At 44.2% G+C, this 16,285-nt stretch carries 10 protein-coding genes and 2 rRNA genes; 8 read left to right on the top strand and 4 right to left on the bottom strand.

The annotated features are described in order from the left end of the window. Window positions 1-68: 68 nt before the first annotated feature. A 23S ribosomal RNA gene (locus tag AC3CAU_RS09535) occupies window positions 69-2,965 on the bottom strand. Window positions 2,966-3,362: 397 nt separating this feature from the next. After that, a 16S ribosomal RNA gene (locus AC3CAU_RS09530) occupies window positions 3,363-4,900 on the bottom strand. The 16S and 23S rRNA genes sit together here, the layout of an rRNA operon. A gap of 544 nt (window positions 4,901-5,444) precedes the next feature. Between AC3CAU_RS09530 and AC3CAU_RS09525 the strand changes: the two genes are divergently transcribed. The 6 genes from AC3CAU_RS09525 (at window position 5,445) to AC3CAU_RS09500 (ending at window position 9,992) form a co-directional block, all read left to right on the top strand. Next, window positions 5,445-6,365, top strand: a complete 921-nt coding sequence (locus AC3CAU_RS09525) for an MlaA family lipoprotein (RefSeq protein ID WP_447054059.1) — start codon at window positions 5,445-5,447, stop codon at window positions 6,363-6,365. Between the two features lie 108 nt (window positions 6,366-6,473). Further along, complete coding sequence (gene gigA, locus AC3CAU_RS09520; protein WP_131216383.1) at window positions 6,474-7,442, top strand: RsbU family protein phosphatase GigA; 969 nt, start codon at window positions 6,474-6,476, stop codon at window positions 7,440-7,442. 113 nt (window positions 7,443-7,555) lie between these two features. Further along, window positions 7,556-8,074 (top strand): anti-anti-sigma factor GigB, encoded by a 519-nt coding sequence (gigB, locus tag AC3CAU_RS09515; protein WP_447054058.1) that lies wholly within the window; start codon window positions 7,556-7,558, stop codon window positions 8,072-8,074. 23 nt (window positions 8,075-8,097) lie between these two features. After that, window positions 8,098-8,922 carry a carbon-nitrogen hydrolase family protein gene (locus tag AC3CAU_RS09510; RefSeq protein WP_447054057.1) on the top strand — a complete coding sequence of 275 codons (825 nt, stop codon included), beginning with the start codon at window positions 8,098-8,100 and terminating at the stop codon, window positions 8,920-8,922. Window positions 8,923-9,038: 116 nt separating this feature from the next. Further along, a complete protein-coding gene (locus AC3CAU_RS09505) occupies window positions 9,039-9,464 on the top strand; it encodes an organic hydroperoxide resistance protein (protein WP_447054056.1) in 426 nt (141 codons plus the stop codon). A 135-nt stretch (window positions 9,465-9,599) separates the two neighbouring features. Further along, window positions 9,600-9,992 carry a DUF4951 domain-containing protein gene (locus AC3CAU_RS09500; RefSeq protein ID WP_447054055.1) on the top strand — a complete coding sequence of 131 codons (393 nt, stop codon included), beginning with the start codon at window positions 9,600-9,602 and terminating at the stop codon, window positions 9,990-9,992. A gap of 43 nt (window positions 9,993-10,035) precedes the next feature. On the opposite strand, the gene gspE is transcribed toward AC3CAU_RS09500, so the two are convergent. Continuing rightward, window positions 10,036-11,523 carry a type II secretion system ATPase GspE gene (gene gspE / locus AC3CAU_RS09495; protein WP_447054054.1) on the bottom strand — a complete coding sequence of 496 codons (1,488 nt, stop codon included), beginning with the start codon at window positions 11,521-11,523 and terminating at the stop codon, window positions 10,036-10,038. 99 nt (window positions 11,524-11,622) lie between these two features. Here gspE and AC3CAU_RS09490 point away from each other — a divergent pair, with 99 nt between their 5' ends. After that, complete coding sequence (locus AC3CAU_RS09490; protein ID WP_447054053.1) at window positions 11,623-12,444, top strand: DUF432 domain-containing protein; 822 nt, start codon at window positions 11,623-11,625, stop codon at window positions 12,442-12,444. 8 nt (window positions 12,445-12,452) lie between these two features. Beyond that, a complete protein-coding gene (locus tag AC3CAU_RS09485) occupies window positions 12,453-13,379 on the top strand; it encodes a mechanosensitive ion channel family protein (RefSeq protein WP_425915609.1) in 927 nt (308 codons plus the stop codon). Between the two features lie 83 nt (window positions 13,380-13,462). Here the strand turns inward: AC3CAU_RS09485 and AC3CAU_RS09480 are convergent, their stop codons facing one another. Next, complete coding sequence (locus AC3CAU_RS09480) at window positions 13,463-16,180, bottom strand: DUF2339 domain-containing protein (RefSeq protein WP_447054052.1); 2,718 nt, start codon at window positions 16,178-16,180, stop codon at window positions 13,463-13,465. Between the last annotated feature and the right edge of the window lie 105 nt (window positions 16,181-16,285).

The following is a 16,285-nucleotide window of genomic DNA, read 5'->3' as shown; positions in this document are numbered from 1 at the left end:
CTAACGCTTCACTAAATCAAGCATTTTGCTGATCAATCTTTTGAAGTATACAACTGTTTGGGTGTTGTATAGTCAAGCCTCACGAGTAATTAGTATTGGTCAGCTTCATGCATCACTGCACTTCCACATCCAACCTATCAACGTTGTAGTCTTCAACGGCTCTTTAGAGGACATAAAGTCCTTGGGAAATCTTATCTTGAGGTAGGCTTCCCGCTTAGATGCTTTCAGCGGTTATCCCTTCCAAACATAGCTACCCGGCGATGCCACTGGCGTGACAACCGGTACACCAGAGGTTTGTCCACTCTGGTCCTCTCGTACTAGGAGCAGATCCTCTCAAATTTCCAGCGCCCACGGTAGATAGGGACCGAACTGTCTCACGACGTTCTAAACCCAGCTCGCGTACCTCTTTAAATGGCGAACAGCCATACCCTTGGGACCTGCTTCAGCCCCAGGATGAGATGAGCCGACATCGAGGTGCCAAACACCGCCGTCGATATGAACTCTTGGGCGGTATCAGCCTGTTATCCCCAGAGTACCTTTTATCCGTTGAGCGATGGCCCTTCCATACAGAACCACCGGATCACTAAGACCTACTTTCGTACCTGCTCGACTTGTGGGTCTCGCAGTTAAGCGCGCTTTTGCCTTTATACTCTACGCGTGATTTCCGACCACGCTGAGCGCACCTTCGTACTCCTCCGTTACTCTTTAGGAGGAGACCGCCCCAGTCAAACTACCCACCAGACATGGTCCTCGCTCCAGATTATGGAGCAGAGTTAGAACCTCAATATTACCAGGGTGGTATTTCAAGATTGGCTCCACCAGAACTAGCGTCCTGGTTTCAAAGCCTCCCACCTATCCTACACAAGTAAGATCAAAGTTCAATGTCAAGCTGCAGTAAAGGTTCACGGGGTCTTTCCGTCTAGCCGCGGGTACACCGCATCTTCACGGCGATTTCGATTTCACTGAGTCTCTGCTGGAGACAGCGCCCCCATCATTATGCCATTCGTGCAGGTCGGAACTTACCCGACAAGGAATTTCGCTACCTTAGGACCGTTATAGTTACGGCCGCCGTTTACTGGGGCTTCGATCAAGAGCTTCGCTTACGCTAACCCCATCAATTAACCTTCCAGCACCGGGCAGGCATCACACCCTATACGTCCACTTTCGTGTTTGCAGAGTGCTATGTTTTTAATAAACAGTTGCAGGGGCCTGGTTTCTGTGGCTGTCAACCGCTCAGGAAGTAAATTCCATCACCGTCGACAGCGTACCTTCTCCCGAAGTTACGGTACCATTTTGCCTAGTTCCTTCAGCAGAGTTCTCTCAAGCGCTTTGGTCTACTCGACCTGACCACCTGTGTCGGTTTCGGGTACGATTCCTGTGTAACTGAAGCTTAGAGACTTTTCCTGGAAGTATGGTATCAGCCACTTCGCTGTACAAGTACAGCTTGCTATCAGTTCTCAGCATAGAGCACCCCGGATTTGCCTAAGATGCATGCCTACTACCTTTCACCTGGACAACCAACGCCAGGCTGACTTAACCTTCTCCGTCCTCTCATCGCATTACACAGAAGTATTGGAATATTAACCAATTTCCCATCGACTACGCCTCTCGGCCTCGCCTTAGGGGTCGACTCACCCAGCCCCGATTAACGTTGGACTGGAACCCTTGGTCTTTCAGCGTGCGAGTTTTTCACTCGCATTGTCGTTACTCACGTCAGCATTCGCACTTCTGATACCTCCAGCAGACTTCTCAATCCACCTTCATCGGCTTACAGAACGCTCCCCTACCACTTACACTTACGTGTAAATCCGCAGCTTCGGCATATAGTTTTAGCCCCGTTACATCTTCCGCGCAGGCCGACTCGACTAGTGAGCTATTACGCTTTCTTTAAAGGGTGGCTGCTTCTAAGCCAACCTCCTAGCTGTCTATGCCTTCCCACATCGTTTCCCACTTAACTATAATTTTGGGGCCTTAGCTGGCGGTCTGGATTGTTTTCCTCTTGACTACGGACGTTAGCACCCGCAGTCTGTCTCCCGGATAGTACTCATTGGTATTCGGAGTTTGCATCGGTTTGGTAAGTCGGGATGACCCCCTAGCCGAAACAGTGCTCTACCCCCAATGGTATTCGTCCGAGGCGCTACCTAAATAGCTTTCGGGGAGAACCAGCTATCACCGAGTTTGATTAGCCTTTCACCCCTATCCACAAGTCATCCCCTGGCTTTTCAACGACAGTGGGTTCGGTCCTCCAGTTAGTGTTACCCAACCTTCAACCTGCTCATGGATAGATCACCCGGTTTCGGGTCTACACCCAGCAACTGAACGCCCTATTAAGACTCGATTTCTCTACGGCTCCCCTATACGGTTAACCTTGCTACTGAATGTAAGTCGCTGACCCATTATACAAAAGGTACGCAGTCACCGGACACAATGCCGGCTCCCACTGCTTGTATGCATGCGGTTTCAGGATCTATTTCACTCCCCTCACAGGGGTTCTTTTCGCCTTTCCCTCACGGTACTGGTTCACTATCGGTCAGTCAGGAGTATTTAGCCTTGGAGGATGGTCCCCCCATATTCAGACAAGGTTTCACGTGCCCCGCCCTACTCGACATCATCATATAAGCCCTTTCGTGTACAGGACTATCACCCACTACGGTTGCACTTCCCAGAGCATTCCACTAGAACTTATATGACTTAATGGGCTTTTCCCCGTTCGCTCGCCGCTACTAAGGGAATCTCAATTGATTTCTTTTCCTAAGGGTACTGAGATGTTTCACTTCCCCTCGTTCGCCTTGCATGACTATGTATTCATCATGCAATACCTAGCTTATGCTAAGTGGGTTTCCCCATTCAGAAATCTCCGGATCACAGGATATTTGCCGCCTCCCCGGAGCTTATCGCAGGCTATTACGTCTTTCATCGCCTCTGACTGCCAAGGCATCCACCACATGCACTTAATTACTTGACTATACAACCCCAAACAGTCGCTTGATCCTACAAGGAGATCAATCAACATACAGTTTGAAGTACTGTGAATTTAATCACTGCACAGCTTCTATTAGATTCATATACCAAAACGCTTGATTCAGTTAATCGCTAGTTCTCATTTCATTCAACTTTCACAATTGCTTGTTAGGTTGTTTGAAACGAGTTAAACAATTTATTTCAACTCAAATTTGCCAATCTGTTAATGAATAAACTTGCCTTCGTCAGGTCAGGTTTAAAACACTGTGATAAATCACAGAGCTTAATAACAATGCAGCGTATTCTACGCCACCCTGTTGCTAAGCTCTGCAAGCTACCAATCAGTTAATTATCATGAAGAACAACTTGTTGTGGATTCTTACCGATCGTCAATCTTTCGTTAAGGAGGTGATCCAGCCGCAGGTTCCCCTACGGCTACCTTGTTACGACTTCACCCCAGTCATCGGCCACACCGTGGTAAGCGTCCTCCTTGCGGTTAGACTACCTACTTCTGGTGCAACAAACTCCCATGGTGTGACGGGCGGTGTGTACAAGGCCCGGGAACGTATTCACCGCGGCATTCTGATCCGCGATTACTAGCGATTCCGACTTCATGGAGTCGAGTTGCAGACTCCAATCCGGACTACGATCGGCTTTTTGAGATTAGCATCCTCTCGCGAGGTAGCAACCCTTTGTACCGACCATTGTAGCACGTGTGTAGCCCTGGTCGTAAGGGCCATGATGACTTGACGTCGTCCCCGCCTTCCTCCAGTTTGTCACTGGCAGTATCCTTAAAGTTCCCGGCTTAACCCGCTGGCAAATAAGGAAAAGGGTTGCGCTCGTTGCGGGACTTAACCCAACATCTCACGACACGAGCTGACGACAGCCATGCAGCACCTGTATGTAAGTTCCCGAAGGCACCAATCCATCTCTGGAAAGTTCTTACTATGTCAAGACCAGGTAAGGTTCTTCGCGTTGCATCGAATTAAACCACATGCTCCACCGCTTGTGCGGGCCCCCGTCAATTCATTTGAGTTTTAGTCTTGCGACCGTACTCCCCAGGCGGTCTACTTATCGCGTTAGCTGCGCCACTAAAGTCTCAAAGACCCCAACGGCTAGTAGACATCGTTTACGGCATGGACTACCAGGGTATCTAATCCTGTTTGCTCCCCATGCTTTCGTACCTCAGTGTCAGTATTAGGCCAGATGGCTGCCTTCGCCATCGGTATTCCTCCAGATCTCTACGCATTTCACCGCTACACCTGGAATTCTACCATCCTCTCCCATACTCTAGCCAACCAGTATCGAATGCAATTCCCAAGTTAAGCTCGGGGATTTCACATTTGACTTAATTGGCCACCTACGCACGCTTTACGCCCAGTAAATCCGATTAACGCTTGCACCCTCTGTATTACCGCGGCTGCTGGCACAGAGTTAGCCGGTGCTTATTCTGCGAGTAACGTCCACTATCCCAGAGTATTAATCTAGGTAGCCTCCTCCTCGCTTAAAGTGCTTTACAACCAAAAGGCCTTCTTCACACACGCGGCATGGCTGGATCAGGGTTCCCCCCATTGTCCAATATTCCCCACTGCTGCCTCCCGTAGGAGTCTGGGCCGTGTCTCAGTCCCAGTGTGGCGGATCATCCTCTCAGACCCGCTACAGATCGTCGCCTTGGTAGGCCTTTACCCCACCAACTAGCTAATCCGACTTAGGCTCATCTATTAGCGCAAGGTCCGAAGATCCCCTGCTTTCCCCCGTAGGGCGTATGCGGTATTAGCATTCCTTTCGAAATGTTGTCCCCCACTAATAGGCAGATTCCTAAGCATTACTCACCCGTCCGCCGCTAGGTAATGTAGCAAGCTACATTTCCCCGCTCGACTTGCATGTGTTAAGCCTGCCGCCAGCGTTCAATCTGAGCCATGATCAAACTCTTCAGTTTAATATTGCTTAGTGCCTTAAAGGGCACCAATCTTGGCTCATCAATTTTCTGACAAATATTTCTCAAATAAACTTCGAGTAATTCTTACCATCAATCAATGAAAATAATTTCGATCAATCAACCGGTAAAAATCCACACAAGTTGTTCTTCATAATCTCTTAATGAGTGTCTTGCAACTTCATCAGCAGCAAGCTAGGTCGGCTATATTACTCTCTATCTAAAGAAAGTCAACAGGTTTTATTGATTAATTTTCAACTTCTTCAAGACTTCCAGATTTAAACCCTTTAGGCTAAATCCTTGTTTCTCAACAAGTTTTAATCAACATCACCGCCGATGGATGTGCATTCTACAGTATTTCGGGGGGGTTGCAACCCCCTTTTTTAACTTTTCAAATCATCAGGATAATTTTTAATCATTTTATCTTTTTTTCCTACACATTTTGATCAAATTTGTTTTAATACCCTCTATCAAAGAACTGTTAATATACTTTATTACGTATTTTTAGCTTTAAGCACCGGCTTATTATCGAGCTCTAGGATTTTTTATGCGTCACACTCGTTTTTTTTGGGCTAGCCTGTTCTCTTTTGGATTGATTGCTCCGGTATTTGCAAATGATTCACTTGATAATTCTGAATCTTCTACTCCAACAGATTTAGAATCTTCTTCTACACAACAAATACAATCTGTTCAGCATCCACGTCTTGAAGCCTTAAAAGAATTAAAAAATGTTACTGCAAAAGATTTGAAAGTAAATGCCAATGCTACTCAACCGGAAAGCCAAAAAGATCCTTTACAACCTTTAAATAGACAAATTTTTGCTTTTAATGATGTTCTGGATCGTCATTTGGCTCGTCCTTTAGCCGTTCAATACAAGAATAAAGTACCCACTGACGTTCGAGGCTCATATCGCCAGTTCCGCAAAAATTTAGGTGAACCTTGGAATGTAGTAAATCAACTGATTCAAGGTCGCCCTCTTCGTGCTGCTGAATCTTTAGGACGCTTTACTATTAATACCCTCACAACTTTAGGCTTTGCCGACCCTGCTCGACGTCTTGGCCTATCTACTGAAGAAGAAAATTTTGGTACAACATTAGGCTATTATGGAATCCCTTCTGGGGCATATTTAGTCTTGCCTGTTTTCGGTCCAAGTACTTTCCGCGATACTGCTGGTTTAGTTGTAGATGGTCAAGCACGCCCACAAAAATACCTTCTGGAAGATCATGATGGTCTTTATTGGGCAGAGCAATCTTTACGTGGGATTGATGCCCGGTCACAACTTTTAGATATAGAAGATGTTTTACAAGGTGATAAATATGCGGCAATTCGTGATATTTATCTGCAACGTAAAAATTTTGCTATTGCTGAAAAGAAAGGACTCGATCCTGAAACCATGTTCATTGAAGATGATCTAGACACCCCTGAAGATGAAGTACCACAACAAGATGTAGATCCAACAACCAAATAAGTCTTTTTATTTATTGGCATATAATCAGCAGAGCATCTTTCTCTGCTGATGATTAGATTGTTATAGTAAAGCTATTCGTTATCACCCTAAGGAACATACAATTTCTTTATGTATTTCATTCAACCGACTCGCAATATTCCTTATTTAGATCAGGTTCTAAGTACGCTTCCCGGTGTGCAAATGATTCACATAGATGATATTGATTTGTATGATCCCACAATTTTAGCCATTGCGGATGTACAAGACTATTTGACGCATCAGTGGTCGCTACCCACAATTGTGCTGGCTTTTGAAAATGAAGGCACCCCTTTAGCCCAAGCTTGGGAGCTGGGTGCTTTAGCGGGCTGGATCTGGAATAAATTGCCGAGTGATCCAGAAGAAGCTTTACTTAAAATTGATGCGCAATACAAGCGGAATCAAGATAGTCGCGACCTCCCTTCAGCGGCATACTTACAACAGTGCTTGCTTCCCAATCCCATTGAATTGATAAATTATAAAGTTGAAACCTTGTTTCAACCTTCTGCATATCTATCAGGTGATTGGTATGACTACTGGAAAATCAGCGATAAAGAAATTATGTTTTATCTGGCGGATGTTTCTGGACATGGCGTCACCAGTAGTTTATTGACTTCTTGGATGGCTGCCTTTCATGGCCGCTCTAAAACCCCGCGGGAGTTGATTAAAAAGCTCAACGGAATGCTGGTTCAAGAAAATATCGAAAAGCATATTACTATGATTGCAGGGGTTTTAAATTTAGAAACGCATCAGCTGCGTTGGTCAAGTGCCGGACACTATCCCCCTGCAATCATCTTTGAACCGAACCAACCACCGCAAATTTTAAATACCAGCAGTTTTCCTCTGGGACTTACTGAAGATCTTGAAGTTGAAGAGTTTGAATGCGTGTTGAATCGTCATGCCCGGTTTATTATTTGTTCAGATGGCGCTCTTGAACCTTTTGATGGTGGACTGAATGAACAATTTGAAAAATTAGTCTTCCACTTACAGAATCAATCCTTCCAGGCACCGGAACATGTTGCAGATGATATTGCGATCCTAAGTTTACGCCGAATGAATTAACTATATAATCAATACGTTAACTTTCAAGTAAGCGATATACGACCCTAGACTACTTGAGTCTGTAGTGGCCCTATGTGATAATTTTAGAATCCTTCTCTGCAAATGGCATTTATATGTCAACAGGTCATGTTGAATATGCAAGCTTGAATGGAACGCATATTTTTAAGCTTATTGGCGAAGTGCGTGCCCAATCTTGTATCAGTCTAGACAAACTCCTTAGTAAAATTGAACAGCAATCAAATGTCGTTGGGGCAATCGTAGACTTAACCCAAACCACGTTCATTGATAGTACTGTTTTAGGCATACTTGCCAAGCTTGGTTTAAAGTTGAAGCAAACTCACCAAATTCAGGCAGTCATGCTATCTACCAATCCGGATATTACCACCTTAGCCAATAGCATGGGCTTGGGTCAGGTTTTTGTGATCCTGAATTACTGCGGTGATCCGAAAGTATGCACTCTCGAATTAATGGAAGAACACATTACTCATAATGTAATGTTAACCACTGTTTTAGATGCGCATAAAACCCTGATGAAGTTGAACGAAAATAACCAAAATATGTTCGAGCCTTTGGTTAAGCAATTGCAAAAAGAACAAGACACCATAGAAAAAGTGTCTCAACAAATCGTATAAAAATTATTATTTAGAGCCATCACATGACTTTACTCTCTGTTGTACAAATGAATTCCCAAGATGATATTGAAGCCAATTTCGTCGTGATCGAATCACTAATACAACAGAGTAAAGCAGATGGTGCAGAGCTGATTGTTTTCCCTGAAAACTTTATTTGTTTTGCAGGTGGAAAACAGCGTGAAACAGCAATGCAGTTTGAAGCCCTTCAACATCGCCTGGAAAAACTTGCGCATCAATATCAAATCTGGATTGTGGCGGGCACTCTCCCATGCCCGTTCCGTCCAGATGGCTCTGTTATTACTGATGGTCGTGTACGTACGGTGAGTTTATGTATTAGTCCTGAACGCACTGAAGTGCGTTATGACAAGATTCATTTGTTTGATGTGCAAGTCGGTGATGCTGTGGGTGGATATCAGGAATCGAAATTCTTTGAACCCGGTACAGATGTCGTCGTTGCCAAAACACCTTTCGGCAATATTGGTTTAATGGTGTGCTATGACTTGCGTTTTCCTGAGCTCGCACTCACTTTACGTAGTCAAGATGCCCATATCCTGACGGCACCTGCGGCATTCACCTACACTACCGGTCAAATGCATTGGCAATTGCTCCTTCAGGCACGTGCAATGGATAGCCAATGCTATGTTTTAGGTGCCGCACAACAAGGTTGGCATGGAACAAAACGTCAAACCTGGGGTCATGCAGGTGCCAGCAATAGTCGCGGTCAAATTTTAGACATCATCCAGAGTGAAGGTGCGAGCTTAATTACAGTGCCTTTTGATCTGGATGAACAAGAAACTGTACGAACATCCATGCCTTTGATTCAGCATCGTAAAATAATTAATTTTTAATTCTATTTAGCGTTAAATTTAAAGTTTTCCTGTATAAAATTACAAAACAACTGCTTATTCTTCAATCAAAATCCCACACGATAACAACTCCTATAAAAGTTACAGAGATTATAAAAATGTCTTTAGAAAAAGTGGTCTATACAGCAAAAGCCAAAGCAACTGGCGGACGTGATGGACGTGCAACCTCTTCCGATGGAATTTTAGATGTAAAATTAGCTGTACCGAAGGAAATGGGCGGTGCAGGTGGTGGTACCAATCCTGAACAGCTTTTTGCAGCAGGTTATTCAGCCTGTTTTCTCGGTGCGATGAAATTTGTTGCCAACCGCGATAAACTTAATATCAGCAAAGATGCTTATATTGAAGGGGAAGTTGGAATTGGCCCAATTCCGACAGGTTTCGGAATTGAAGTAACCTTGAATATTCATTTAGAAGGTATGGATCAGACAGAAGCGCAAAAACTGGTCGATGCCGCGCATATTGTTTGCCCTTATTCCAACGCGACACGTGGCAATATTGATGTGACTCGCAATGTGATTACTTAAGTAAAATTTAATCCTATCCTAAAATCGAACTGATCATTTTAGGATAGGATTTATCCCTCAATTCATAATTAAAAAATATAAAAAACTCAGCTTAAAATATATAATGATTCTTATTTGCAATAATGGGTTTTTTTCATGTTTAAATATCTTCTGATAAGCTCCCTCCTGCTTTCTACCGCAAGCACATCTTTTGCAGAGATCAGTATTTCTGAAAACATAAGCCCTTCAGTCAAATCTCTAGTCAATCCAGACATTCAGCGTTTAGAAATTCCTCCTACACCGAACAACATGAAATTACCTGAATTTGGACAAGGGATTATTGGCTGGGGAACTGGCCCTATGGGTGCAGAAAAGCGACTAAATAACATAAACAAAGAAGATGTCGAAAAACTTAAAATCCAAGAGGTGACTTTAGAGATGGTGCAAACTTGGCAGAAATTTTATGAAAATGAAACTCGGCGCAATGCGGCTAATCCCGCTGCTCCATTTCGTGCACAACTGATGAAAAAAATTGCCGAGCTTTGGTAAGTTCGGCAATTGATCAAAAAATGAAAGGCAAAAGTATTTCGTGTTAATCGGCTGCTTCATTGGTGACGCGCAATACTTCTTCCAGAGTGGTTTTGCCTGCCAGTACTTTGCGTAAACCATCATCACGAATCGAGCCTGACTGCTTACGTGCATAAGCTTCCAGTTCATATTCTGCAGCATTACCATGCACTAAACGGCGCATTTGATCATCTACAGGGACAATTTCATAAATAGCCGTACGTCCCATAAATCCGGTATGCGAGCAGTGGTCACAACCTTTCGGTTGAGGCAGTTTAAGTTCAGTTGACACATCTAAATGCCGAAAAATTTCGGTTTCAAATGCATCGGCATCATGCCATGTTGCACAACGTGGACATAAAGTGCGTACAAGACGCTGGGCAATTACCCCAATCAGAGAACTGGCCAGCAGGAATGGTTCAATACCCATATCTTTCAAACGCGTGACTGCGCCAATGGCAGTATTGGTATGCAGTGTAGACAAAACCAAATGACCTGTAAGGGAGGCCTGAACCGCAATTTCGGCAGTTTCCAGATCACGAATCTCACCGACCATCACCACATCAGGGTCCTGACGCAACATCGCTTTTAAAGCACGGGCAAAGGTCATATCCACTTTGGTATTCACCTGGGTTTGTCCAATGCCTTCCAGCTGATATTCAATCGGATCTTCGGCAGTTAAAATATTCTTTGAGCCATCATTCAGGTCAGATAATGCGGCATATAAGGTTGTGGTTTTACCTGAACCGGTTGGTCCGGTCACCAAGATAATGCCATGTGGACGATGCACTAAATGGGTTAAACGCTCATAATCAGGCTGCATCAGGCCCAAATGCGTCATATTCAAACGTCCGGCTTGCTTGTCCAGCAAACGCATCACCACACGTTCACCATGTGACGATGGCAAGGTGGATACACGAACATCAACTTCACGCCCAGCCAGTCTTAAAGAGATACGGCCATCTTGCGGAACGCGCTTTTCAGCAATATCCAGTTTGGCCATGACTTTAATCCGCGATACCAATAACGGTGCCAGTTCACGGCGTGGTTGGACAATTTCTCGTAGCTGACCATCGACCCGTAAACGTACCGATAATTTCTTCTCAAATGATTCGATATGAATATCGGATGCACCGACGCGAATCGCTTCAGATAAAAGCGCATTAATCAGTCGCACAATGGGTGCATCATCTTCCTGATCCATTAAATCTTCGGTTTCAGGTACCGAATCCGCCAAACTGAGTAAATCAGGATGATCTTCCAGACCGGCTGCCACTTGTTGCGATTCACCGGTATCTCCGGCAAAGCTGGAACTGAGCAATTGGTGAAATTCTTGTTCGCTGCATAATTGATGCTGTGCTGGATGACCTAAATAGCGGCGCGCTTCCTGTATCGCCAGCATGGAAGTATTTTCACGGCGTACAATAAAAGCCTGATCGCCTTCGTAACGAAGCAATATGCCGTGACGTTTGGCAAAACTATAGGGTATTTGTAATTGTTTAAGTATTTGCATCAAAGTTTATAATGATGGATAAATTGATTTGAGTGTACTCTAAGCATAAGACAGCGTGAAGTCTGTTTTTACCGATTAAGCAAGAAAGGAAATATGCCGTTGTCTGAAAGCAATGAATTGATCGAACCGGAATATCCGAATTTAAAATGGTGGGGTGAATACACCTTTGAACTCAATCAGCCTAAAGCTTGGCAGTTTGGTTCACTGCTGTTTCGTCTGACCCGCAGTCTGCAAGAATGGCGCATGGAGATTCATCGTCCCCAAGTTCAATATGACTATGAGCAAAGTTGGCATGAAATTGAAGATCCAAATTTTGGTTTTCCACAACCTGTCAAAGTGGAACGCTATATGTTCAAATCGACCAAAAATAAAATTCAATTGATGCCGCGTTTAGCCGACCGCTCGGTGGTGATTAAACCGGTGGATCCGATTTATATTCCTGCCGGACAACGCGGTACGCTATATATTAGTACCCCGTTATGGATTGCCGGTTTTGTCGAGGGACAACGCGAACCGTTATTTGATATTCCGGTAATTCTGCCTAAAGATACCTGGTTTGGTCCAAATCATCGTACGGGGGAAATTTGCTATGCCACAGCAGTGGATGGGCGTACAGAGCTGCATCAATTAAAACCTCGCGCCTTTCGTGCTGTGACTCCGATTGAATTTCATAACACCAGCCATCAACAGTTACGTTTTGACCGGATGAATGTGCCTGTTTCCGCCTTGCCGCTCTTTTATAGTGAAAGTACCGGAAGATTATGGACTTCACAAATTAAAGTGTTGCATGAAGGGCTGGATCGTCCCCCGCGCATTCGTATTGAAAACCGCACACCGCCGCATGCAGGTGAAGTGATGTATGTACATCCGCCTCGTGCTCCCGCGATTGCCTTGTTTAATATGTTTGATTCATTTTTCTAGGGAGCACTATGGCAGATTCCAATATTCCAAAAGAAATTACTCAAAGCGTGAAAGGCATTTTCACCAACATCAATACTGAACGCCTGACTGAAATTTTAGTGGCTGTAATTTTGTCGCTGATTGGTTTTCTGATTGCCCGCTTTATATCAAATGCCTTTATCCGCACCATTGGTTCACGTTTTAATGCACATCAAAGTCTGGTCTGGCGACGTGGCATTTTCTATTTCATCTTCTTGATTTTTGTGATGGCAAGCCTTAAAGAAGCCGGTTTTAAACTGAGTGTCTTTTTAGGCGCGGCCGGTATTTTAACGGTAGCCTTGGGTTTTGCTTCACAAACCTCTGCCTCAAACTTAATCAGTGGCTTATTTTTGATTGGAGAGGGTTCTTTCGAAATTGGCGATACGGTACAAATGACCCTGATTCGTGGTCATACCATCGAAGGTGAAGTAATTTCCATTGACTTGCTTTCGGTGAAACTGCTGACTCAAGACAATGTTTATGTGCGTGTACCGAATGAACAGTTGATTCGTGCGCCCGTTTACAACTTGTCCAAGTTCCCAATCCGGCGTATTCCGATTACTCTGGCCATCAACTTTCATGAAGACATCATTAAAGTACGTGAAGTCCTGCTGGATGTGGCCAACAAATATTCACTGGTTTTAGCTGACCCCAAGCCGGCAGTGACAGTAACCGCTTTCCGTGAATCCTCCATTGAACTGTTATTTGCGATCTGGTGTGATCATGAAAACTTTTTAAAAGTTCGTGATGAAATCCAGGAACGCATCCGTAATGGTTTCTTGGACAATCAAATTGAAATCCCGGTACCAAAAATGGGCTTTGTCGACCGACCTGCAACTGTGCAGCCTTTAACTGAAGAAGATATTGATCAATATGCCAATGCTAAGGAAGCGAAACGAGAGGCGGATTTAAAATAGATTTTCTCGTTCATCTCAATCCGATTTATTTTTACCTCTCCCTAACCCTCTACTATAGAGGAGAGGGAAATTCTCCTTCTCCCTCAGGGAGAAGGTCTGGATGAGGGATTTATTTTTTCCCCTTCCGGAATCGGCGCGATATAAGCAATCACTAACATGACAAAACCTGCGCCCAAGAATGAAATTACCCGACTCAAAGTGCCGATGTAAGACAAATCAAACAGCACCAATTTCAAGGTCACCATCACCAAAATACTGCCACCCAGAATCCAGACCGAACGCAATTGTTTACGACTGGCGAGGCTCATAGTCATAAAGGCCAAGCTCACCCAAAGTAAAGTCAGACTAAGCTGGACCGTGCCATTTCCCCATAAAGCCAGTTCGTTAAACGGCGTACCCAAATACATGTGTAATGCACGTAGCACAATATAACTGCTGAGCCAAAGCAGACTGAGCACCATCAACACCGCGACGATGCCTTTATCCAGACCTGAGTTAAGCTGCAAGGACAACATCCAGATAAAGCCGGCCAGCATGGCAATACTCACCAGGTCAAATGGATTCAAAATGGGCAAGAAATAGCCTTGGAATGCTTGCTCGGTAAACAGTTGTGAGCAGACAATCCAGGTTGCCATCAGCAGCAAAGTACTGCGCGCTTGCCAGAACATTTTCCAATCCGGATTATCTATCTGCCAATAACACCAAGCACAGAACAGCAAAGGCAAAATCACGACACTGATATAAGGCATACTCGGAAGCAAGGTTAGACTGGTCATGGCAAGACTGATCAAAGCCCCGAAACTGACCCATTCTTTTTCAGTTCGCACACCCAACATCGGGCGCAGCCATAACACGATCAACATTAAACCGGAAAGTGCAAAACCCACCCGATTGAATATAGTTTCCCAAACAATGATCCCGTGCTTGCTTTGATTAATCACAATAATCAGTGCAAAAACAAAGACGGGAATTAGACCGAGCCATTTCGGAAATAACCAAGACCAGGTCGATTTGCAGCGTAGCATGACCTCGTTCATCAGCAGATACAATCCACTGACAATCAACAGGCTCATCACCTGCTGATGAGGACCCTCAATTTCATCCAGCAATAGTACAATCAACATCGTGGTTGCAGACAGCATCTGCAAACAGTGAAAAGCGATGGTAGAGTTGCTTAATTGATTTCTAAATGTCTCCCGGCTATTGGCGACCAATACCACGGCAAAATAACTCAGACATAGTCCCCAATACATTTCACGTGGAAATTCACTCAGCTCAACAAGATAATAAAGACTGGATAAGCCAGCCACGATCAGTAATCCCATGGCCAGATAACGACTGATCTGCGATTTTCGATATAGGGCATAGCTAAAAATGAGCAGCCCTTCAACCGCCCAGCCAATCACGCTCCATTGTTCAGCAAGCAAAATGGGCGGAATTAAAGCCAAGAAAATCAGCATTAAACTAAAATAACTTTGTGAAATCAGCTGCACTGCCTGATTACGTTTTGAAAGTAGATACAAGCCTGCATAAACGGCTGCAAAGATCAGACTTGCTCCAGCTTGCCAAAACATCTCTTCAAAATGCATTAAGTAAATAAAAATATATCCAATAATCGGTGCACCAAAAATCAGGGCAATATCTAAAGCAGGTTTCAGCTTGAACTGCGCAAGGTCTTCTTTGGCAATCAGCTGACTAAAACGAAAACTCAGCCAGACAAATATTGTTGTATGCACTGCAACCAAGAAAGTTAAAGTATTTTTCTCAAATTCTTGCCCCTGATAAAAGGCATAACCGCCTCCTACAATCACCGTCATTAAAAAAGCAATCTGATTGAGGATTTTCCAGGGTCGTAAGGTACTTAATACCGCAACAGCCAGATTGATCACCACATAATAGGCAATCAATTCGATCGCAGTCGCATTGCGAACCGGCAGGGTAAATGGTGCGATATAGGCAATGATCATCGCCATTAAGGCCAGTTCAATCGATTGTTGTTTTAAACTTAGGGCCAGTGTCACGGACATAATTGCCGCAAAACACACTGCTGCGATTTCCAAGGTCGGAATCACGGTATTGTAATAGGCAAAAAATAAGGTTAGAAATAATGCGGCCAAACCCAAGCCTTCCAAAGCCAATGCAAAACTGCGGTTTTTAGCCTGTAACCAATAGCCTAGTCCAGTTACTGCAGTACTGACACCGGCCACAATCGCCAGTTTTAGTGCAAGACTGAGTTGCCAATGCTCGGTGGCAAAGCGTAGTAATAATACGATGCCCATCACCAGCACCAATATTGCTGCTTTTAAAACAGGATTTCCTTGAAAGATCCACTGCTTTAACTGGTCAATCAATTCTAATGAATGGGGAGCAGTTGGAGAGTGAGAACGTTGAGCGGGTGGGTTTTCGGCATTAGAAGATAAGTTTATTGACGTTTGCTGTAATCGCGTTTGAATTTGAGTTAATAGACCTTCTACACGGCGCAACCATCTCAGAAAGAAAAAAATCCACGTGGTAATACCCAACCCTACAATAAACTTCCAATCGAGAATGCCCCCGACAACGGCAACAATTGAAGAAAGATATAAAGGTACTTTAGACGTTTCTGGGTAAGAAGAATTTTTTTCTAGAACAATTTGTGCTGCCGGTTTTTGAATGGCATCGACATATTGCATCACACTCATGACAAAGGCTAAGCCACATAAATATGTAAATATGTGTACATCTAAAAACCAAGATCCCACACCGACAATAATCAATACCATCAGCCAAATCATCCGGATTTCGCTCTGCCCTTTGTGCATCTTATCTCGTTCTCAATTCTTATTAATCTGATCATACAACAGCTCGGACTTTGATTTTTAAGCATTCATCAGATATTAGGTAACACACGACTTTCATCATGTATC

This window comes from Acinetobacter sp. GG23, assembly GCF_057766365.1.
This window is presented reverse-complemented; position numbering and strand designations above follow the sequence as displayed.

What these genes read in the sequence shown, in the direction of transcription:
- AC3CAU_RS09525 (WP_447054059.1), top strand. Translation starts at nt 5,445, where the DNA reads ATGCGTCACACTCGTTTTTTTTGGGCTAGCCTGTTCTCTTTTGGATTG.
- gigA (WP_131216383.1), top strand. Translation starts at nt 6,474, where the DNA reads ATGTATTTCATTCAACCGACTCGCAATATTCCTTATTTAGATCAGGTT.
- gigB (WP_447054058.1), top strand. Translation starts at nt 7,556, where the DNA reads ATGTCAACAGGTCATGTTGAATATGCAAGCTTGAATGGAACGCATATT.
- AC3CAU_RS09510 (WP_447054057.1), top strand. Translation starts at nt 8,098, where the DNA reads ATGACTTTACTCTCTGTTGTACAAATGAATTCCCAAGATGATATTGAA.
- AC3CAU_RS09505 (WP_447054056.1), top strand. Translation starts at nt 9,039, where the DNA reads ATGTCTTTAGAAAAAGTGGTCTATACAGCAAAAGCCAAAGCAACTGGC.
- AC3CAU_RS09500 (WP_447054055.1), top strand. Translation starts at nt 9,600, where the DNA reads ATGTTTAAATATCTTCTGATAAGCTCCCTCCTGCTTTCTACCGCAAGC.
- gspE (WP_447054054.1), bottom strand. Translation starts at nt 11,523, where the DNA reads ATGCAAATACTTAAACAATTACAAATACCCTATAGTTTTGCCAAACGT.
- AC3CAU_RS09485 (WP_425915609.1), top strand. Translation starts at nt 12,453, where the DNA reads ATGGCAGATTCCAATATTCCAAAAGAAATTACTCAAAGCGTGAAAGGC.
- AC3CAU_RS09480 (WP_447054052.1), bottom strand. Translation starts at nt 16,180, where the DNA reads ATGCACAAAGGGCAGAGCGAAATCCGGATGATTTGGCTGATGGTATTG.